An 18729-nucleotide genomic window follows, 5' to 3' on the forward strand; every position below is an offset into this window, starting at 1 on the left:
CCGCCTCCTCCAGCGCGGCGGCGGAGGTGTCGTAGGCGTCGATCAGCAGGGCGGTCAGCAGGTCGTCCCGGTGCGGGAAGACGCCCGCGACCGCGGCGGCGGGCAGGCCGCTCGCCCGCGCCACGGCGTCGGGTGTGAGCCCGGCCGGCCCTGTGGTGGCGAGAAGTTGACGGGCCGTTGACATGACGGCCGGCTGAGGGGTGTCTCCCCCGGAAGTGTCCATGGCCGCACGCTACCTGCCGGCCGGCAGGCACCCGGCCGGCAGGCACCCTTCCGGCGGCCCTACGGACTCCGCCGGTCCCCCGCCCCGGAGCCCTGCCGGGGCGGGGGACCGGAGTCCTCCCGGGACGCAGGTCCGGAGTCCTCCCGGGACGCCGGCCCGAGGCCGAACTCGCACCACACCGACTTGCCGCTCCCCCGCGACTCCACGCCCCACACGTCCGCAAGCCGGTCGACGAGGAGCAGGCCGCGGCCGGAGACGCCCGACTCGCCCGGTTCACGGCGGCGGGGCAGGGCACTGGAGCGGTCCTCGACCTCGACGCGGAGGCGGCGTTCGGCACCGGGGACCATGCGGATGGTCACCACGGCAGCGCCGTCCGTGTGCAGCAGGGCGTTGGTGGCCAGCTCGTCGGCGGCGAGCTCGATGTCGTCGGCCCGCTCCCGTACCCCCCAGGCGCGGACCGCCGTGCGGATCATGTGCCGGGCGGCGGACAGCGCTTCGGGGTCGGCGGGGGCGATGTGCTGCTGGAGCCGACCGCCCGGGCGGGCCACGCTGCCCTGCCGGCGCAGCAGGAGGATGGCCATGTCGTCCTCGCCGACGCGCTCCTCGACCACGTCGCACAGCCGGTCGGCGAGGTCGTGCAGGTCCTCGGGGCCCTCCTCGACGAGCCCGGCGAGCTGCCGAATGCCCTCGTCGAGGTCGGCGCCGGGCTGTTCGACCAGGCCGTCGGTGAACATCATCAGCGTCTCGCCGGGTTCGAGTTCCACGGTGGTCACCGGGTAGTCGAGCCGCCCGAACTCGGCGGACAGGCCCAGCGGCAGGCCACCGGCGACGGGCAGCCGGCGGGAGGTGCCGTCGGCGTGCCGCAGCAGCGGGTCTATGTGCCCGGCGCGGACCAGTTGCACGCTGCCGGTGGCCAGGTCGGCCTCGGCGTAGGCGCAGGTGGCGAAGCGGTCGGTGTCGAGCTCGTGGAGGAAGGCCGAGGCGCGGGCCATGACCGTGCCCGGGGAGTGCCCCTCGGCCGCGTAGGCGCGCAGCACGATACGGAGCTGGCCCATGACGGCGGAGGCGTGGGTGTCGTGGCCCTGGACGTCGCCGATGACGGCGGCGACCCGGCCGCCGGGCAGCGGGACCACGTCGTACCAGTCGCCGCCGATGTCGCGGCCCATCCGGGCCGAGCGATAGCGGACGGCGATCTGGGCGCCGGGCACCTCGGGGATCCGGCGCGGCAGCATGGCCTGCTGGAGGCCCTCGGCGAGGTCGTGCTCCTGGTCGAAGAGCATGGCGCGGGCGATGCTCTGGGCGAGGCTGCTGCTCAGGGCGATGAAGAGGTCGCGTTCCTGCCGGGTGAAGCCGCGGGCCTCGCGGTAGAGGAGGCCGAGCGCGCCGATGGGCCGGGCCTGGGCGATCAGCGGCAGGTAGGCGGCGGAGGAGATGCCGATGTCCTTGATCCGCTCCCACAGCCAGGGGTAGCAGCGGGCCCACTCCTCGCGGGACTCGATGAAGCGCGGGGTCATGGTGCGGATGACCTCGCTCATCGGGAAGTCGTCGTCGATCCGGGTGTAGCGGGTGCCGGGGATGAAGTGCTCGGACGGGCCTTCGGCGACGAGGTGGACGCGCCCGGACTCGACCAGTCCGAGGACGAGGAGGTCGGAGCCGAGGTGTTCGACGGCGCGGGCGTCCTTGAAGAAGTCGATGACGTCCTGGACGGTCCTGGCGTGGGCGAGGGCCGCGGTGGTGGTCTCGACGACGGTGGTCGTGTGGCGGCGGTCGCCGTTCTGCTCTCCCGGCCGGTCGGGCAGCCGCAGCTCCTCGTTCGCCTCGCGGAGGACGCCGAGGATCCGGCGGGGCCGGCCCGCCGCGTCCCGCTCGATGCGGCCCTGGGTGTAGGCCCAGCGGAGCCCGTCGGAACAGCGGACCCGGTGGTACGCGCCGTAGCTCTCGCTGCCGTCCTTCAGGGCCCGCGCCACCAGGGCGTCGAGCCGGGCGCCGTCCGCGCGCGGCACCCGGGCGGCGAGGTCGGTGACGTTGCCGTGGAACTCGCCGGGCGGCACGCCGAGGATGCCGAGGGCGACGGGGTCGAGGTGGAGCCGCCCGCTGAGCAGGTCCCAGTCGAAGGTGCCGACGTGGTTGACGGCGAGGCAGCGCTCCGGGCGGGCGGGCCAGTCGTCCGGCAGCGCTCCGGAGGCAGGCGTGGCTCCCCGATCAACCATGGATTCACTCTGCCACCTTTTGTCCGTTTCTTCGATGCGACTGGGCGGTCGACGGGGGCGGGCGGGGTACTCGGACGCCATGGAGTGGTTCACGGCGCCCGGGTACTGGCTGAGCCGCCTGGTCTTCCAGCGCGGGCTCGCCCTCCTCTACCTGGTCGCGTTCGCCTCGGCGGCGCTGCAGTTCCGGGCGCTGATCGGGGAGCGCGGCATGCTGCCCGTACCGCGCTACCTGGCGTACGTCCCCGCGCGCCGGATCCCGACCCTCTTCCGGTGGCACTACTCGGACCGCTTCTTCGCGGGCTGTGCCTGGGGCGGGGCGCTGCTGGCCGCCGCGGTGGCGGCGGGCGCGGCGGACCTGGTGCCGCTGTGGGCGGCGATGCTGATGTGGCTGGTGCTGTGGGGCCTGTACCTGTCGATCGTCAACGTCGGCCAAACGTGGTACGGCTTCGGGTGGGAGTCGCTGCTCCTGGAGACCGGGTTCCTGGCGGTGTTCCTGGGGAACGAGCGGACCGATCCGCCGGTGCTGGTGCTGTTCCTGCTGCGCTGGCTGCTCTTCCGGGTGGAGTTCGGCGCCGGACTGATCAAGATTCGCGGCGACCGCTGCTGGCGCGATCTGACCTGCCTGTACTACCACCACGAGACGCAGCCGATGCCCGGCCCGCTGAGCTGGTTCTTCCACCGGCTGCCGCGCCCGCTGCACCGGGTGGAGACGGCGGCCAACCACGTCGCCCAGCTGGTGGTGCCCTTCGGCCTCTTCGCGCCGCAGCCGGTGGCGAGCGTCGCGGCGGGGCTGGTGATCGTCACCCAGTTGTGGCTGGTCGCCTCGGGCAACTTCGCCTGGCTGAACTGGGTGACGATCGTGCTGGCGTTCGCGGCGGTGGACGGCGCCGCGATGGCGGACCTGTTCGGCCTGCCGGGCCACTCCCCCGCCCCCTCGGCGCCGGTCTGGTACGAGGTCCTGGTGGTGGCGGTGACCGTGCTCGTCGCCGTGCTGAGCTGGTGGCCGGTGCGGAACCTGCTCTCGCGGGGGCAGCGCATGAACATGTCCTTCAACGCGTACCACCTGGTCAACACGTACGGCGCCTTCGGGAGCGTCAACCGGAGCCGGTACGAGGTGGTGGTCGAGGGGACGTCGGACACCGTGCTCGGCCCGGAGACGGAGTGGCGGGAGTACGGCTTCAAGGGCAAGCCGGGTGATCCGCGCCGCCTGCCCCGGCAGTTCGCACCGTGGCATCTGCGGCTGGACTGGCTGATGTGGTTCGCGGGCATCTCCCCGGCCTACGCCCGGGACTGGTTCGGCCCCTTCGTCGAACGACTGCTCGACAACGACCGGGACACCCTGCGCCTCCTCCGCCACAACCCGTTCCCCGACGCCCCGCCCGCGCACGTCCGCGCCCGGCTCTACCTCTACCGCTTCACCACCTGGCGCGAGCTGCGCGCCACCGGCGCGTGGTGGCACCGCGAGCTGGTGCGCGAGTTCCTGCCGCCGGCGGCGCTGCGGCGCCCGTGAACCCCGAGACGGAAGGGAAACCCGATGGACCCCGTGGAGGCACTCGAACGGATCGCCTTCCTCCTGGAACGCGACGGGGCCCCGACCTACCGCGTCCAGGCGTTCCGGACGGCGGCCGGCGTGGTCGCCGCGATGCCCGCCGACGACGTCCGCCGCCGCTCGGAGGCCGGGTCGCTCACCGACCGCAAGGGCATCGGCCCCAAGACGGCGGCCGTCGTCGCCGAGGCGCTGCGCGGCGAGGTACCGGCCTACCTGGCCCGCCTCGAACAGGAGGCGGACCGGCCGCTGACCGAGGGCGGCGCGGCCCTGCGCGCGGCGCTGCGCGGCGACTGCCACCTGCACTCCGACTGGTCCGACGGCGGCAGCCCGATCGACGTCATGGCCCGCGCGGCCCGCGACCTCGGCCACGAGTGGGCGGTGCTCACCGACCACTCCCCCCGCCTGACCATCGCCCGCGGCCTGTCCGCCGACCGGCTCAGGGAGCAGTTGGACGTGGTCGCCGAGGTCAACGAGCGGATGGGCGACGGCTTCCGGCTCCTCACCGGCATCGAGTGCGACATCCTCACCGACGGCTCCCTCGACCAGGAGGACGAGCTCCTGGACCGGCTCGACGTGGTCGTCGCCTCCGTCCACTCCAAGCTGCGCATGGACGCGGAGAGCATGACCCGCCGCCTCGTCGCCGCCGTCGCCAACCCGCTCGTCGACGTCCTCGGCCACTGCACCGGCCGCCTCGTCGGCGGCAAGCGCCCCGAATCCGCCTTCGACGCCGAACTCGTCTTCACCGCCTGCGAACGCTTCGGCACCGCCGTCGAGATCAACAGCCGTCCGGACCGGCTGGACCCGCCACGGCGGCTGATCCAGCTGGCGCTGGAGACGGGCGTGCTGTTCTCGATCGACAGCGACGCGCACGCGCCGGGGCAGCTGGACTGGCAGGTGCTGGGGTGTGCGCGGGCGGAGGAGTGCGGGGTGCCGGCGGAGCGGGTGATCACGACATGGGGGCGGGACGCGTTGCTGGAGTGGGCGCGGGGGAAGTAAGTGGGCACACACGTCGACCCGTTGAGGAGTGGCCCGTCACAGGCCCGGTCATCCGCGGCCGAACCTCACCGTGGAGGCGCTACCAGGCCGATCTCGTAGGCGAGGATGACGAGGTGGACCCGGTCGCGTGCGTCGAGTTTGGTGAAGAGCCGTGCGAGGTGGGCCTTGGCGGTGGCCACGCTGATGCTGAGCTCTTCGGCGATCTCGGCGTTGGACCGGCCGCGGCCGACCAGGGTCAGGACCTCGCGTTCCCGGTCGGTGATGCCGTCGGCCACCGCCGGGCGGGTGGTGGTGGGTTCGGGACGCGCCACGAACTCCTCGATGAGACGGCGGGTGACGCTCGGAGCCATGAGGGCGTCTCCGGCGGCGACGACCCTGATCCCGTCGAGAATGGTCTTCAGCGGCGTGTCCTTGACGAGGAAGCCGCTCGCTCCGGCGCGAAGCGCGCCATAGACGTATTCGTCGTCGTCGAAGGTGGTGAGGACGAGCACGCGGGTCTTCGATTCCGGATCGGCGTTGATCTGGCGCGTGGCCTCGATGCCGTCCGTACCGGGCATGCGGATGTCCATGATGGCGACGTCCGGTCGTAGCCGTTGGATCAGTCGCACGGCCTCGGCACCGTCCCCTGCCTCCCCCGCCACCTCCAGGTCTGGGGTGCCGGTGATGAGGACGCGCAGGCCGGAACGGATCAGGGGCTGGTCGTCGACCAGCACGACACGGATCATCGTCCCACCTCCACGGGCACCGGAAGCCGGGCCGCCACCCGGAATCCGCCTTCGGGGCGCGGTCCGGCGGTGAACTCACCGTGCAGCAGACCGACCCGTTCGCGCATTCCGGCGATGCCGTATCCGGAGCCTGCGGCGGTGCCGCCCGAGCCGAGGTCGATGATGTCGACGGCCAGTTCGTCGGGGCGGTAGTCGACCGTGACGCTGCAGTCCCGGGTGCCGGAATGCCGCACGACGTTGGTGACCGCCTCCTGGATGATGCGGAACGCCGCCAGATCGACGTCGGGGGGCAGATCGCGAGGTTCTCCCCGCCACCTGACGTCGACGCGGACCCCGGCGGCCGCGGTCTTCCCGACCAGCCGGCCGAGGGCGGCCAGACCGGGGAGCGGATCCAGCGGCGCGGGCTCCGGTTCACTCCGGCGCAGCGCCCCGAGCATCCGCCGCAGGCCGGCGAGGGTCTCCCTGCCGGTGGCCTCGATGGCGTCCAGCGCGTTGCGCGTCTCGGCGGGCTGGGTGTCCAGGACCAGGCTGCCCACGCCGGCCTGGATGGTGATGATGCCGATGTTGTGGGCAACCATGTCGTGCAGCTCCCGGGCGATCCGCAGCCGCTCGTCCGTGATCGCCTGCTGCACGCTCTGGGCGCGAACCGTGTCCGCGTGCGCCCGGTTCTGACGGATCGTGTTGCCGATCAGCCAGGCGATGACGACAGTCGACGCCAGGGCGGCCGGCACCGAGAGGTTGAAGAAGTACCCGCGTCCCAGCCGCCAGACCGTGTACGCGGCCAGCACCCCGACCGGGAGCACGGCCGCGAGGACCGAGACACGCCGTGAGCGGGTCGCCGCGGTGTAGCCCACGCCCGCGTCGGCCAGGAGGAAGAGGACGACCGGTGTCTCCCGCACCGGCATCCCGATCGCGAACGAGGCGCCCGCGAGCGCGACGATCACGGCCGCCAGCGGCGCGCGGAACAGCAGCGACGTGCCCAGGGTCGTGACGACGGCGGTGACCAGCAACGGCGCGTCCTCGGTGTTGCCGTCGTACCGGAGCAGATGGTGCAGTTCGTCCGGCCGCTGGAACGTGCGTACCAGGATGAGGGCCGACCAGAAGGCCGCCACCCACACACCCGGTGGCACGCGTTTGAGCAGGGGTGTACGAGCGGTGGCGATCATCAGCCGATCCTATCGACGCGCTCCCGCCGGGGCATTGGCCCACAGACGTAATCCCCCGGGCTACCAGGAGGGCTCACAAGTGTGAACCGCCGGCCGATGCCGGCTCTACGCCCTCCCCGGCAGCTTGGACCCATGATCGAATCCACCCGGCTGACCAAGCGGTACGGCGACACCGTTGCCGTCGACAACCTGACCTTCACGGTGGAACCCGGCAAGGTCACCGGCTTCCTCGGCCCGAACGGCGCCGGCAAGTCCACCACACTGCGCATGATCCTGGGCCTGAACACCCCCACCAGCGGGTCCGTCACCGTGGACGGGGTTCCCTTCTCGCACCGCCCACGCGGGCTGCGCCACGTCGGCGCGCTGTTGGACGCCCAGGACGTCCACGGCGGACGCAGCGCGAGGGCGCACCTGACCGCCTTGGCGCGCGGCAACCGCATCCCGCCGGCCCGCGTGGACGAGGTCCTCCAGGAGGTCGGGCTGGCCAAGGCGGCGCGGCGCCGGATCGGAGGGTTCTCCCTCGGGATGAAGCAGCGTCTCGGCATCGCGGGCGCCCTGCTCGGCGATCCGCCGGTGCTGCTCTTCGACGAGCCCCTGAACGGTCTGGACCCCGAGGGCGTGCTGTGGGTGCGCGGCCTGTTCCGCCGTCTGGCGTCCGAGGGCCGCACCGTGTTCGTCTCCAGCCACATGATGGCCGAGATGGAGCACACGGCCGACCGGCTCATCGTCATCGGGCAGGGCCGGCTTATCGCGGACGAGAGCCTGCAGGGCTTCTCGGCTCGCCACGCCTCCCTGGGCGTGACCGTGGACACGCCCGACCTGGCGGCCCTGGAGGCCGTGCTGACCGCCGAGGGTGCGTCGGTGCGCCGCAAGGGCGACCAGAGGGGCCGGGTCACCGGCCTGACCGCGGCCCGGATCGGCGAACTGGCCCACCGACACCGCATCATGCTGCACGAACTCGCCACCCACACCTCGTCCCTGGAATCGGCGTTCATGTCCCTCACCGCCGACAGCGTCGAATATCTCGCAGGGGAAGCCCGATGAGCACCATGATGTTCTCCAGCGCCCGTCCGTCCGAGCGAGCCGCCGAGCCCGCGGCCCGGTTCGTCGACCTGCTCGCCGCTGAGTGGATCAAGATGCGATCCCTCCGGTCGACGTACTGGGTGCTCGCCCTCAGCGCCGTCGTCGCCATCGCGATCAACGTCAACGCCGTCCACTCGGACCTGACGTACATCGACCGGCCTCATCCCCCTCTCCCCGGCGTCCCTCCCTTCAGGTACGACCCGCTGCTCCACGGTCTGGGCAGCATCGCGCTCGACGTCCTGGCACTGGCCGCGGCCGGCTGCGGCGCCATCACGGTCTTCGGCGAGTACGCCACCGGAATGATCCGCACCACCCTCGCCGCCACCCCCGACCGGCGCGCGGTGATCACGGCGAAGGTGGCCCTCGTCACGGCGATCACGCTCGTCCTCGGTGTGATCGTCTCCGTGACGTCGTTCTTCACCACCAACGCGATGCTCGCCTCCCGCCACGTCGGACTCTCCCTCCACGACCCCGGCTGCCTGCGGGCCGTAGCGGCATACGCGCTGGTCATCCCGGTCTGCGCGCTCATCGGCCTGGCGTTCGGCGCCGTTCTGCGACACGCCACGGCCTCGATCGTCGCCGTCGTGGGGATGCTCTTCATCCTGCCCATGCTCTTCGGGGGCGAGAGGTACCGCCTCTTGAAGGAGATCGGCAACCACCTGCCGCTGGCCGCGCAGGCCCGGCTGGCGCTGAACCCCGGCGGCCACACCAGCCTCGGCGCACACCCGGCCACGATCACGGGCTCCTGGATCGCACTCGCGGCCTGGGCGCTCGTCTCGGTGACCGTCGCCGTGCTCGTCGTACGGCGCCGGGATGTCTGAGACGGCTCAGCGGACGGCCTCGGCAGCAGCGGCCGCTCCGGCACTCGCTCCCTGATCACCTGCCGCGAGCATCCCGGGGCGGGACGGGGCACCCCTCACGGCAACGAGCCCCGCACCGCGTCCCCCGCCAGTGGCACCAGCAGATCCCCGAACTCCTCCACCCGCCCCACCACCCCCTCCAACCCGAACACCAAATCCCCGGGCTCCCGACACGAGCCCACCTCGTCCCACGTCACCGGCGCCGCCACCCCCGCCGCGTCCCCCCGCAACCGCACCGTGTACGGCGCGGCCGTCGTCTTCGCGCTGGCGTTCTGGGACCAGTCGATGAGCACCTTCCCCTGCCGCTCCAGCTTCGCCATGGAGACGACGACCAGCCCCGGATGCTCGTTCGTCATCCGGGTGGCGAGCCCCTTCGCGTAGGCGCTGACGTCGTGGCCGGAGGCGGGGTGGATGGGGGCGTACAGGTGGAGGCCCTTGGAGCCGGAGACGACCGGGGAGGCGGTGAGCCCGTCGTCGTCCAGCAACTGCCGCAGCCGTTCGGCGACGCGGCAGCAGACGACGAGGTCGGTGCCGGGCCCGGGGTCCAGGTCGAGGACGACGCGGTCGTGGGCGTCGCGCCCGGCCGCGGCCGTCCACTGGGGTACGTGCACCTCGTACGCGCCGAGGTTGACCATGGCGACCAGGGCGGCGACCGAGTCGATCACCACCTGCTGCGTGGTGCCGTCCCGGTGCCGCACCGTGGCCCGCGGCACCCAGTCCGGCGCGCCGGGCGGCGGGTTCTTGGCGACCCAGCTCTCGCCGGCCGAGCCCTCCGGGGCCCGGACGAAGGAGGCCGGGCGCCCGCTGATGTGCGGGAGCATCGCGGGGGCGATGCGCGCGTAGTAGTGCAGGACGTGGGCCTTGGTGTGGCCGGTGGCGGGAAAGAGGACCCGTTCGAGGTGCGACAGGGAGAGCCGGTGGCCCTCGATCTCCACCGTCTGACGGCCGGACGCGGCGGGCACGGCAGTCCCCGGCCCCTCAGGACGCCCGCTTCTTGGCCAGGGCCTTCACCAGCTCCTCGCGGCTCATCGTCGAGCGGCCCGGGACGCCGGCGTCGGTGGCCCGCTGGTAGAGCTCGGCCTTGCTCAGCCCCTCCAGTTCGGCGGCGGCGGACTTCTTCGGCGTCTTCTTGCCCGCCTGCTTCTTGCCCGCCTGCTTCTCGGCCGCCTGCTTCTCGGCCGCCTGCTTCTCGGCCGCCTGCTTCTCGGCCGCCTGCTTCTCGGCCGCCTGCTTCTCGGCCGCCTGCCGGGTGCGCCGCTTCTCCGCCGCGTCCTTGAGCCGCACGGGCGGCCGGAGCTCGGCCTCCCCCTCCTCCTCGCCGGCCTTGCCCCCGCCGGTCTTCGCCTTCTCGATGCTCGCCTGGAGGGCGCCCATGAGGTCGATGACGTTGGTCGAGCGCGGCGCCGGCTCGCTCTTCTCCACCGTGCCGCCGGCCCGCTTGGTCTGGACGAGTTCGAGCACCTTCTCCTGAAAGGTGTCGTGGTACGTCTCGGGGTCCCAGTCCACGCTCAGCGCCTCCACCAGCTGGACGGCGGTGGCCAGTTCGCGTTCGGCGACCTTGGCCCGCTCCGGGAGCGTCCCGATCTCGGTGCGGGGGTCGCGGATCTCGTCGGCCCAGTGGAGGGTGTGCAGGGTCAGGATGTCGCCCTCGGCCTTCACCGCGACCAGGTACTCCCGGTTCCGCATCACGAACGTGGCGATCCCGGCCCGGTTGGACCGGCTCAGCGCCTCGTGCAACAGCGCGTAGACCTTGGCGTACTCCTTGCTCTTGGGCCCCAGGTAGTACGTCTTGTCGAAGTAGATGGGATCGACGGTGTCGAGGTCCACGAACCCGGTGATCTCCAGGGCCTTGGAGCGGCCCGGGGCGATCTCCTCCAGCTCACCGGGTTCGACGACGACGTAGTCGTCCCCCATGTCGTACCCCTTGACGATCTCCGCGAGGGGGACTTCCTCGCCGGTGCGCTCGTTGACGCGTTTGTTGCGGACGCGGTCGGAGGTGCCGCGTTGGAGCTGGTTGAAGCGGATGGTGTGGCTTTCGGTGGCCGAGAACATCTGGACTGGCAGGGCTACCAGTCCGAAGGTGAGGGCTCCGCTCCACACCGCGTGTGCCATGACGTCCTCCGGCTCGGGGGTTTGTTTCCATGGCACCCCGGTGCGGCGGAGATCGCATGTTGGGGTGCCCCGGTCCCGCCCCTTCGCCGATTCCCGGGGGCCAGCCCCCCCGGACCCCCTGAAACCGCGCTCCGCGCGGTTGTCCTCAAACGCCGGACGGGCTGATTCCAGCCCGCCCGGGGGTGCGGGGGCGCAGCCCCCGCAAGAAACGGGAAGGGGCGGGGCAGGGGCCTACCCCACTCCGACCTCAGCCAGCTCCCCACGCGCCGTCGCCGCGATCCCCTCCGCCCCGCACTCCTCCGCGATCCGGAGCCCTTCCCGAAGCGGCTCCGCCGCCTCCCGGGCCCGGCCGGCACCGCGCAGGGCGACGCCCAGATCGATCAGAGCGCAGGCGCGCTCATACCGGCACGGGGACTCCCCAAGATGCCGCACCGCCTGCTCCAGGCGGGCGACCGCCTCCTCCGGCCCGTCGAAGAAAGCCGCCCGGCGCAACGCCTCCCCCATCGCCGTATCACTACCGAACCGCATCGCGTACTTCAGCGACCGATCCGTGAGCTCCCGAGCCCGCTCCGGCTCATCCGGCGCGACCGCCGCGGCGAGGTCGAGGGACCAGGGCGCCCAGAGGACGTTGTGCCGGCCGCGCTCCTCCAGCCGCCGGCCCGCCGCCTCCAGTTCGGCGACGGCCTCCTTGGTGCGGCCGAGGGCGAGCAGCAGCCTGCCGAGGACGCAGGCGGCGTCGGGCATGACCATGGCGGGCGGGTAGGGCGGTCCGAAGGAGTACTTCTCGGCGACCGCCTGGGCCTCCGCGAGGTCGCCCTTGGCGAGCAGGGTGTCGATGAGCAGGCAGCTGCCGTCCCACTGGATGGGGACGCCGGGGCCGAGCCGGTCGGCGAGCCGCAGTCCGTCGCGGAGGAAGCTCTCGGCCTTCCGCAGGTCGCCGCGGCGGCGGTGGACGAGGCCGAGGAACTCGTGGGCGAAGGCCAGGTGCCCGCCGCGCCAGCCGGAGATCTCGAACTCCCGGACGGCCTCGGTGAACAGCTCCTCCGCCTTGTCCAGCCGGTCGCAGAAGGCGTAGGTGATGCCGATGATGCTGGGGAGTTCGAAGCCCCACTCGGTGTTGGTCCAGCCCATGCCGTCGGCGAGCCGCCCGTCGACCAGGGCTCGGTCGGCGAGCTCGACGACCTGGAGGACGTCCTCGCCCTGGATCATGGCGTCGAAGGCCCGCAGGGCGAGCAGGGCCCGTTCGGCGTTGTCCCGGCCGCTGAGCCGGTCGGTCAGGCCGGCGATCTCCCGGGACCGGGCGTGCGCGCCCTCCTCCTCCAGCTGGATGCCCTTCCAGAGGTAGTGGGCGGCCTGGAGGCGCATCCGGCCGGGGCCGTCGGGTGTCAGGCCGGCGTGCTCGGCCACCACCTCGGCGGCCTCGGTCAGCTGGCTGTTGTGGGCGTACGCCTGGGAGAGCCGGTAGGTGGCGTCGACGCGCAGCTCCTTGGGCAGCCCGGACAGGGCCAGGGCCGAGCGCAGGTGGTTGATGGTGGTGGGCGGCGAGGTCAGCAGGGCGGAGCAGCCCAGTTCGTACAGGACCTCGGCGCGCTCCTCCTCCGGCGGCGGCTCGGCGAGCGCGCGCTCCAGGCAGCGCTGGGCCGCCTCGGGGGCGCCGACGGCCAGGTGCTCGCGGGCGGCGTCGCGCAGCTGCCGGACGAGGTCGGGGTCGCCGTCCGGGTGCACCTCCAGCAGGTGCCGGGAGGCGGCGGCCGGGCCGTGGCCCGCGTTGGTGACCGCCCAGGCGGCGAGGCCGTGCATCGCCGTGCGGGCGGCGGGCGGGATGGCCCGGTAGACGGCGGTGGCGATGAGCGGGTGGACGAACTCCAGCTCCGCCGCGCCGGTGAGGATGCGGGCCTCGCGGAGCCGGTCGGCGCAGACGGCGCCCTCGGCCGGGCTCATGCCGGCGAGCATGGCCGCCACCCGTACCTGGATCTCGGTGCCGAGCACCGAGGCGCCCCAGGCGAACCGGGTGGTCGCGTTGCCCAGCCGCTCCAGCCGGGCGACCAGGCCGCTGCCGCGGGCGGCGGCGCCGAGTTCGCGCAGCAGGGCGGCGGACTCCTCCATGGGCCGCAGGTTGCGGTCCCGGGCCTTGGCGACGAGCTCGACGGCCTCGTAGGGGTTGCCGCCGGTGACGGCCCAGACCTCGCGGCAGAACGGGTCGTCTGCCTCCCGGCCCATGGCGGTGCGCACCAGCTCGGCGACGGCGCCGGGGGTCAGCGGGTGCAGGGTGACCGGGCGGTTGCCGCGGCCGTTCACCAGCTCGGTGAAGGCCGGTGAGTGCTTGGGGAGTTCGGCCGGCCGGTAGGCGACGGCCAGCAGGACGGGCACCTCCGTCAGCCGGACGGTGAAGGAGGTCAGCCAGGCGAGCGACGCCGCGTCGGCCCAGTGGGCGTCGTCGACGACGAGGACCAGCCGCTCCTTGGTGTAGGCGAACCGCGTGACGAGCCAGTCGAGTCCGTCGCGGACGCCCTGCGGGTCGGCCTGCGGGCCGACGGGCGGCGCGATGCCGAGGGCGGGGCCGGCGATGTCGTACCACTCGCCGAGGATCTCCCGCCGCTGCGGCTCCTCCATCGACGCCAGGGCGGGTTGCAGCAACTGCCGTACGACGTGGAAGGGGACGGACTGGGCCTGCTCGCCGCCGCGGGCGGCCAGCACCGTGCAGCCGCCCCGCTCGGCGGCCAGCCGCCGCATCTCCCCGAGCAGGGCCGTCTTGCCCACGCCCGCCTCGCCGTTGAAGAGGAGGAGTCCGCCGGACGCCCGGCCGCTCCCGTCCGCGCCGCCGCACAGGGCCTCCACGGCCCGCTCCACGGCGGCCACCTCCTGCTCGCGCTCGAACAGGGCGGTGTACGGGCGCCGTTCGTGCTCTTGCCGCGTCATGACGTGTCTCCCGTATGAGTGTGGTGGAGCGAGCCTAGCCGGACGTCCGGACGCCGGGGGGAGGGTTCGTCGGACAGATCCCCCGAGAGCATGATCCGCCGATCATCCGAACGTATTTCCAGGCCACTCAAAAACGTTTTCGACAACCCGCCCCCGGGGCCATTGTGATGCCTTTCGAATTCGCCCGTCAGCGCTTTCCGCGAATATGACAACTTCGCGCCGGGACTCCGCGCGACAGGCTACGCTCCATTCCCGCAGCGGTCGTGGCGACTGCGTCCCGCTGCCGCCGACCGTCGCGCCGACGCGACCGGAGAACCCCCGGCGAACCCGGGGGATCCCAGGGAATCCGGGAACTTCGGCCCCTGTCCGTATCCGTTCGCACCGGTTCGCATCCGCTCGATGTCCGTTCACGTCCGTCAGCACCCCCTGTCGGGCACCGGCGGCGGCGCCTCCCCGTGGTCCCACGTCGCCCCCGACTCATTCCCCCAAGCCCCGAGGAACTCGATGGTTGGTACTGGATCGTCACCTCAAGTCAGGCGGCCCGCCTCCTCCCTCATATGGCTGGTCCCCCCTGTGGTGCTGGCGGTCTGCACCGCCACCGCTGCCCTGCTCGTCCCCCTCTCCGTCCGCACCCCGACGGCCTGGTGCGGGACCGCCGCGACCGTGGCGGTCGCCCTGACCTCGTCGGAGGCCGCCCGCCGGGGCCGTGTCATCAACTCCCTGCGGCGCCGCTGCGCCGAACAGGAGGCCACCCTCCGTCGGCAGCTGGCCGAACAGGACGCCGCCACCAAGCGGTTGGCGGAAGAACTGCTCCCCCGGGCCATGGAGATGCTCCAGGGCGGCGCCTTCGCCGACGAGGTGGTCCGCGCCGTCGCGCCGCCCTCCTCGGACAGCACTCCCTACGCGGCCGAGCACCGCAAGATCATCCGGTTCGTGGTGGAGACGGTCCAGGCCGAGGAGGGCCTGCGCGACTCGGCCCACCGGGCGTTCGTCAACATCGCGCGCCGCGTGCAGGCGATCGTCCACCAACAGGCCACCGACCTCCGCGAGATGGAGGACCGGCACGGCAACACCCCCGAGGTCTTCAGCGACCTGCTCCACCTCGACCACGGCACCGCGCTGATCGGCCGGCTCGCGGACAGCATCGCCGTCCTCGGCGGCTCCCGCCCCGGCCGCCAGTGGAAGAACCCCATCCCGCTGTACAACGTGCTGCGCGGCGCGATGTCCCGGATCATGGACTACCGCCGCGTCGACCTGCACTCGGTCGCCGACGTCGCCATCACCGGACCGGGCGTCGAGCCCGTCATCCACGCCGCCGCCGAACTCCTCGACAACGCCACCCGGTACTCCCCGCCCGAGACGCGGGTGCACCTGACGGCCGTCGAGATCCAGTCCGGCGTCGCCATCGAGATCGAGGACGCGGGCGTCGGCCTCACCGACGAACACCGCCGCCGCACCGACCGGGTGCTGGCGATGGCCGACCGCGGCTTCGACCTCGACGACCTCGGGGAGACCCCGCGGCTGGGCCTGGCCGTCGTCAGCCGGCTGGCGAAGAGCTACGGCTTCCGGGTGTCGCTGCGGCCCTCGGCGTACGGCGGCGTGCGCGCCGTCCTCATCGTCCCCGCCGAACTGGTCACCGCCAGCGCCACGCCGGGCGGCGAGATCGCCCGCGCCGCCACGCTGCCGCCGCCCAAGGTCCGCAAGAAGCCCGGCCGTCCGCTGCCCGACCCCCCGCCCGCGATGGAGACCCCGGCCGTGGGATCCCACACCGCCAACGGCCTTCCGCAGCGCCGTCGGCGCGCCCTCGGCATGGCCGCCCGCGCGGCGGCGGTCGCCCCGGCCCCGGCCGAGACCGCACCGCGTACGGAGCCGGAGTCCGAGCCCACCCAGCCGGGCCTGTGGCTGGCCGCGTTCACCAGCGCCCTCAAGGGCGACGCTCCGGCGGGCGACCGGGGCCAGTCAAGTGATGACCCGTCAGACGAGAAAGAGTAGCCAAGTGACGCAGCAGCGGTTCAACATGGACTGGATGCTCAAGGATCTGGCATCCAGCGTGCCCCAGATCCGGCACGTGATCGTGCTGTCCTCGGACGGCCTGCGCATGGCTCAGCACGGCACGGACACCGACGCCGCCGACCGCCTGGCCGCCGCGTGCGCCGGGCTGCAGAGCCTGTCCACGGCGGTGGCCGCCGAATTCCCGCACGGAGACGGGCAGATGCGGCTGGTGGTGATCGAGGTGGACGGCGGATTCTTCTACCTCATGGCCGCCGGGGCCGGCGCGTTCCTGGCGGTGCTCGCCGACGACGACGTGGACGCCGGGCTGATGGGGCACCGCATGCGCGACCTCGTGGCCCGGATCGGCGAGCACCTCACCAGTCCTCCGCGCGTCACCGGGCCGGTGGCATGAGCAAACCCGAAAGGGCATGGGATCCCGGCAATCCGGACCGGCTGTACATCGTCACCAAGGGCTGCGGCGAATCGAAGCAGAGCTCCACCGGGCTGGACCTGGTGACCCTGATCGTCGCCCGTACGGAGACCGACCCCGGTCTCCAGCCCGAGCACGAGACGATCGTGCGCATGTGCGACTACCCGCTGTCCGTCGCCGAGATATCCGCTTACCTCACGCTGCCCGTCAGCACGGTGACCGTCCTGCTCAACGACCTGCTCAGCCGCGGTCATGTGGAAGCCAGGCCCCCGGTCCCCGTCGCTGCCCTTCCTGACGTAGGCCTCTTGGAGGCGGTGATGCATGGACTACAAAACCTCTGACCCCCACACCGGTCCCAGGAGGGAGGACATCCTCCCGGCCACCGCCGCGGCGGCGGTGAAGGTCGTGATCGTGGGCGGCTTCGGGGTCGGCAAGACCACCCTCGTCGGCTCGGTGAGCGAGATCAGACCGCTCACCACCGAGGAGACGATGACCCAGGCCGGCGTCGGCGTGGACGACATCGCGGGGATCGAGCAGAAGATCGAGACCACGGTGGCCATGGACTTCGGCCGCATCAGCATCAACGAACAGCTGGTGCTGTACCTGTTCGGCACCCCCGGGCAGGAGCGGTTCTGGTTCCTCTGGGACGGCCTCTTCGAGGGCGCCCTGGGCGCGGTGGTGCTGCTCGACACCCGTCGGCTGGAGGTGAGTTACGAGGTCGTGGGCATCCTGGAGGAGCGCGGCGTGCCCTTCGTGGTCGCCGTCAACGCCTTCCCCGGCGCCCCCGTCCACCCGGTGTCCGAGCTGCGGGCGGCGATGGACCTCCCCGAGTCCGTGCCGATCTTCGCCTGCGACGCCCGGGACCGCGCCTCCTGCCGCGACGCCCTGATGACCCTCATGCGGTACCTGTACAGCCTCGCTCACACCACCCCGGAGCCACAGTGACCCCTCCCGACGAGCACTCCCGTGCCGACGCCGCGCAGGCGGCCCCCCCGCCGCAGTGCCCGGCCCACGCCTACGGGGACGGCGGCGTGGCCCGGCTCTACGGGCCGACCGCCGAGGACGACCCGATGGGCCTGTACGAGCAGCTGCGCGAGCGGCACGGGGCGGTGGCGCCCGTGCTGCTCAGCGGGGACGTCCCGGCCTGGCTGATCCTGGGCTACCGGGAGAACCTCGACGTGACCCGGACGCCGTCGCGGTTCTCCCGCGACTCGCGGGTCTGGCGGGCCATGCGCGAGGGGCGGATCGGCCCGGAGCACCAGCTGGCGCCCATCACCACCTGGCAGCCCATCTGCTCGATGGCCGACGGGCAGGCGCACGAGCGGTGGCGCGGCGCCATCAACGACTCCATCGGCCGCTTCGACCGGCGCGGCGTGCGGCGGCACATCACCCGGTTCGCCAACGAGCTCATCGACGAGTTCTGCGCGACGGGCCGCGCCGACCTGGTGCACGCGTTCGCCGAGCCGCTGCCCATGATGGTGATGACGCAGCTCCTCGGCATGCACGACGAGTACAGCCCGGAACTGGTGCAGGCCGCCCGCGACATGATCAAGGCCAGCGAGACGGCGGTCCGCAGCAACGCGTTCGTGCAGGCGGCGCTGCGCCGGACGGTGGAGCGCAAGCACCGGGAGCCGGGGCCCGACTTCACCAGCTGGCTGCTGGAGCACGAGTCCAAGCTGTCGGACGAGGAGGTGCAGCAGCACCTGCGGCTGGTGCTGATCGCCGCGTTCGAGTCCACGGCGAACCTGATCGCGAACACCCTGCGGATGGTGCTCACCGATCCGCGGTGCCGGGCCAACCTGGCCGGCGGGCACATGACGCTGCCGGACGCGGTCGAGCAGACGCTGTGGGACGAGCCGCCGTTCATCACCATCCTGGGCCGCTGGGCGACCCAGGACACCGAGCTGGCCGGGCACCGGATCAAGGCCGGGGACGCCCTGGTCCTGGGACTGGCAGCGGCCAACGTGGACACGGCGATCCGGCCGGACCCCACCACGCCGGTGCACGGCAACCGCTCGCACCTGGCGTTCAGCGGCGGCGCCCACGAGTGCCCCGGCCAGGACATCGGCCGGGCCATCGCGGACACCGGCATCGACGCGCTGATGTCGCGGCTGCCGGACGTCCGGCTGGCGGTGGCCGAGTCGGAGCTGAGCTGGTCCTCGTCGCTGATGTCCCGTCACCTCCAGGCGCTGCCGGTGCAGTTCACGGCGGCGGCGCCGCTGCCGGAGGCCCCTCCCGCGCCGGAGGACGGGCCCCGGGAGCGGGAGGGGGATGGCGGTGCCGGTGATCAGACCTCGGCCGCCGACCGTTCGACGGCCGTCCCGGCCCCGCCGGCCGACGGCTCCTCCGCCGGGGCGCGCCGGGGGCTCGGCTCGTGGTGGAGGTCGCTGGTCCGGTGGTTCCGGGGGGTGTGAGCGAGGGCGTCGAGCTGGTCCCACCACCACGCGGCGGAGGGGATGGGCAG

The 18729-nt window shown here is 72.6% G+C and carries 15 protein-coding genes and 1 pseudogene; 9 read left to right on the forward strand and 7 right to left on the reverse strand.

Annotation, left to right across the window (positions count from 1 at the left end; genetic code table 11):
- Both JNW98_RS16710 and JNW98_RS16715 read right to left on the reverse strand, forming a co-directional pair.
- Positions 1 to 184: pseudogene (locus JNW98_RS16710) on the reverse strand (TetR family transcriptional regulator); the annotation flags it as partial.
- Positions 185 to 282: 98 nt separating this feature from the next.
- Complete coding sequence (locus tag JNW98_RS16715) at positions 283 to 2433, reverse strand: SpoIIE family protein phosphatase (RefSeq protein ID WP_223769032.1); 2151 nt, start codon at positions 2431 to 2433, stop codon at positions 283 to 285.
- A 79-nt stretch (positions 2434 to 2512) separates the two neighbouring features.
- On the opposite strand from JNW98_RS16715, the gene JNW98_RS16720 reads away from it, so the two are divergent.
- The gene (locus JNW98_RS16720) at positions 2513 to 3943 is read left to right on the forward strand and encodes a lipase maturation factor family protein (RefSeq protein ID WP_223769033.1); all 1431 of its coding nucleotides are present in this window, start codon (positions 2513 to 2515) and stop codon (positions 3941 to 3943) included.
- 24 nt (positions 3944 to 3967) lie between these two features.
- A complete protein-coding gene (locus JNW98_RS16725) occupies positions 3968 to 4978 on the forward strand; it encodes a PHP domain-containing protein (protein ID WP_223769034.1) in 1011 nt (336 codons plus the stop codon).
- 65 nt (positions 4979 to 5043) lie between these two features.
- Here the strand turns inward: JNW98_RS16725 and JNW98_RS16730 are convergent, their stop codons facing one another.
- Both JNW98_RS16730 and JNW98_RS16735 read right to left on the reverse strand, forming a co-directional pair.
- A complete protein-coding gene (locus tag JNW98_RS16730; RefSeq protein WP_223769035.1) occupies positions 5044 to 5703 on the reverse strand; it encodes a response regulator transcription factor in 660 nt (219 codons plus the stop codon).
- The gene (locus JNW98_RS16735) at positions 5700 to 6869 is read right to left on the reverse strand and encodes a sensor histidine kinase (protein ID WP_223769036.1); all 1170 of its coding nucleotides are present in this window, start codon (positions 6867 to 6869) and stop codon (positions 5700 to 5702) included. The genes JNW98_RS16730 and JNW98_RS16735 overlap by 4 nt, the downstream gene beginning before the upstream one ends.
- Before the next feature lie 132 nt (positions 6870 to 7001).
- On the opposite strand from JNW98_RS16735, the gene JNW98_RS16740 reads away from it, so the two are divergent.
- Positions 7002 to 7913: an ABC transporter ATP-binding protein gene (locus JNW98_RS16740; protein ID WP_223769037.1), complete on the forward strand. Its 912-nt coding sequence runs from the start codon at positions 7002 to 7004 to the stop codon at positions 7911 to 7913.
- The gene (locus tag JNW98_RS16745) at positions 7910 to 8773 is read left to right on the forward strand and encodes an ABC transporter permease (RefSeq protein WP_223769038.1); all 864 of its coding nucleotides are present in this window, start codon (positions 7910 to 7912) and stop codon (positions 8771 to 8773) included. The genes JNW98_RS16740 and JNW98_RS16745 overlap by 4 nt, the downstream gene beginning before the upstream one ends.
- 95 nt (positions 8774 to 8868) lie before the next feature.
- On the opposite strand, the gene ligD is transcribed toward JNW98_RS16745, so the two are convergent.
- The 3 genes from ligD to JNW98_RS16760 form a co-directional block, all read right to left on the reverse strand.
- On the reverse strand, positions 8869 to 9774 hold the full coding sequence (gene ligD, locus JNW98_RS16750; RefSeq protein ID WP_223769039.1) for a non-homologous end-joining DNA ligase: 906 nt from the start codon (positions 9772 to 9774) through the stop codon (positions 8869 to 8871).
- A 16-nt stretch (positions 9775 to 9790) separates the two neighbouring features.
- Positions 9791 to 10924, reverse strand: a complete 1134-nt coding sequence (gene ku, locus JNW98_RS16755; RefSeq protein ID WP_223769040.1) for a non-homologous end joining protein Ku — start codon at positions 10922 to 10924, stop codon at positions 9791 to 9793.
- 231 nt (positions 10925 to 11155) lie between these two features.
- Positions 11156 to 13843 carry an ATP-binding protein gene (locus JNW98_RS16760; protein ID WP_223769041.1) on the reverse strand — a complete coding sequence of 896 codons (2688 nt, stop codon included), beginning with the start codon at positions 13841 to 13843 and terminating at the stop codon, positions 11156 to 11158.
- 504 nt (positions 13844 to 14347) lie between these two features.
- Between JNW98_RS16760 and JNW98_RS16765 the strand changes: the two genes are divergently transcribed.
- The 5 genes from JNW98_RS16765 to JNW98_RS16785 are packed head-to-tail and all read left to right on the forward strand — an operon-like array spanning position 14348 to position 18679.
- Positions 14348 to 15835: a sensor histidine kinase gene (locus JNW98_RS16765; RefSeq protein ID WP_223769042.1), complete on the forward strand. Its 1488-nt coding sequence runs from the start codon at positions 14348 to 14350 to the stop codon at positions 15833 to 15835.
- Positions 15836 to 15839: 4 nt separating this feature from the next.
- Complete coding sequence (locus JNW98_RS16770; RefSeq protein WP_004954301.1) at positions 15840 to 16247, forward strand: roadblock/LC7 domain-containing protein; 408 nt, start codon at positions 15840 to 15842, stop codon at positions 16245 to 16247.
- Positions 16244 to 16606 carry a DUF742 domain-containing protein gene (locus tag JNW98_RS16775; RefSeq protein WP_223769043.1) on the forward strand — a complete coding sequence of 121 codons (363 nt, stop codon included), beginning with the start codon at positions 16244 to 16246 and terminating at the stop codon, positions 16604 to 16606. The genes JNW98_RS16770 and JNW98_RS16775 overlap by 4 nt, the downstream gene beginning before the upstream one ends.
- Positions 16587 to 17210 (forward strand): GTP-binding protein, encoded by a 624-nt coding sequence (locus JNW98_RS16780; RefSeq protein ID WP_223769044.1) that lies wholly within the window; start codon positions 16587 to 16589, stop codon positions 17208 to 17210. Before JNW98_RS16775 ends, JNW98_RS16780 begins: the two co-directional genes overlap by 20 nt.
- The gene (locus JNW98_RS16785; protein WP_223769045.1) at positions 17207 to 18679 is read left to right on the forward strand and encodes a cytochrome P450; all 1473 of its coding nucleotides are present in this window, start codon (positions 17207 to 17209) and stop codon (positions 18677 to 18679) included. The genes JNW98_RS16780 and JNW98_RS16785 overlap by 4 nt, the downstream gene beginning before the upstream one ends.
- Positions 18680 to 18729: the final 50 nt, after the last annotated feature.

It is taken from the genome of Streptomyces huiliensis, from assembly GCF_020037025.1.
Taxonomy (GTDB): Bacteria; Actinomycetota; Actinomycetes; order Streptomycetales; family Streptomycetaceae; genus Streptomyces; species Streptomyces huiliensis.

What these genes read in the sequence shown, in the direction of transcription:
- JNW98_RS16715 (WP_223769032.1), bottom strand. Translation starts at nt 2,433, where the DNA reads ATGGTTGATCGGGGAGCCACGCCTGCCTCCGGAGCGCTGCCGGACGAC.
- JNW98_RS16720 (WP_223769033.1), top strand. Translation starts at nt 2,513, where the DNA reads ATGGAGTGGTTCACGGCGCCCGGGTACTGGCTGAGCCGCCTGGTCTTC.
- JNW98_RS16725 (WP_223769034.1), top strand. Translation starts at nt 3,968, where the DNA reads ATGGACCCCGTGGAGGCACTCGAACGGATCGCCTTCCTCCTGGAACGC.
- JNW98_RS16730 (WP_223769035.1), bottom strand. Translation starts at nt 5,703, where the DNA reads ATGATCCGTGTCGTGCTGGTCGACGACCAGCCCCTGATCCGTTCCGGC.
- JNW98_RS16735 (WP_223769036.1), bottom strand. Translation starts at nt 6,869, where the DNA reads ATGATCGCCACCGCTCGTACACCCCTGCTCAAACGCGTGCCACCGGGT.
- JNW98_RS16740 (WP_223769037.1), top strand. Translation starts at nt 7,002, where the DNA reads ATGATCGAATCCACCCGGCTGACCAAGCGGTACGGCGACACCGTTGCC.
- JNW98_RS16745 (WP_223769038.1), top strand. Translation starts at nt 7,910, where the DNA reads ATGAGCACCATGATGTTCTCCAGCGCCCGTCCGTCCGAGCGAGCCGCC.
- ku (WP_223769040.1), bottom strand. Translation starts at nt 10,924, where the DNA reads ATGGCACACGCGGTGTGGAGCGGAGCCCTCACCTTCGGACTGGTAGCC.
- JNW98_RS16760 (WP_223769041.1), bottom strand. Translation starts at nt 13,843, where the DNA reads ATGACGCGGCAAGAGCACGAACGGCGCCCGTACACCGCCCTGTTCGAG.
- JNW98_RS16765 (WP_223769042.1), top strand. Translation starts at nt 14,348, where the DNA reads ATGGTTGGTACTGGATCGTCACCTCAAGTCAGGCGGCCCGCCTCCTCC.
- JNW98_RS16775 (WP_223769043.1), top strand. Translation starts at nt 16,244, where the DNA reads ATGAGCAAACCCGAAAGGGCATGGGATCCCGGCAATCCGGACCGGCTG.
- JNW98_RS16780 (WP_223769044.1), top strand. Translation starts at nt 16,587, where the DNA reads ATGGACTACAAAACCTCTGACCCCCACACCGGTCCCAGGAGGGAGGAC.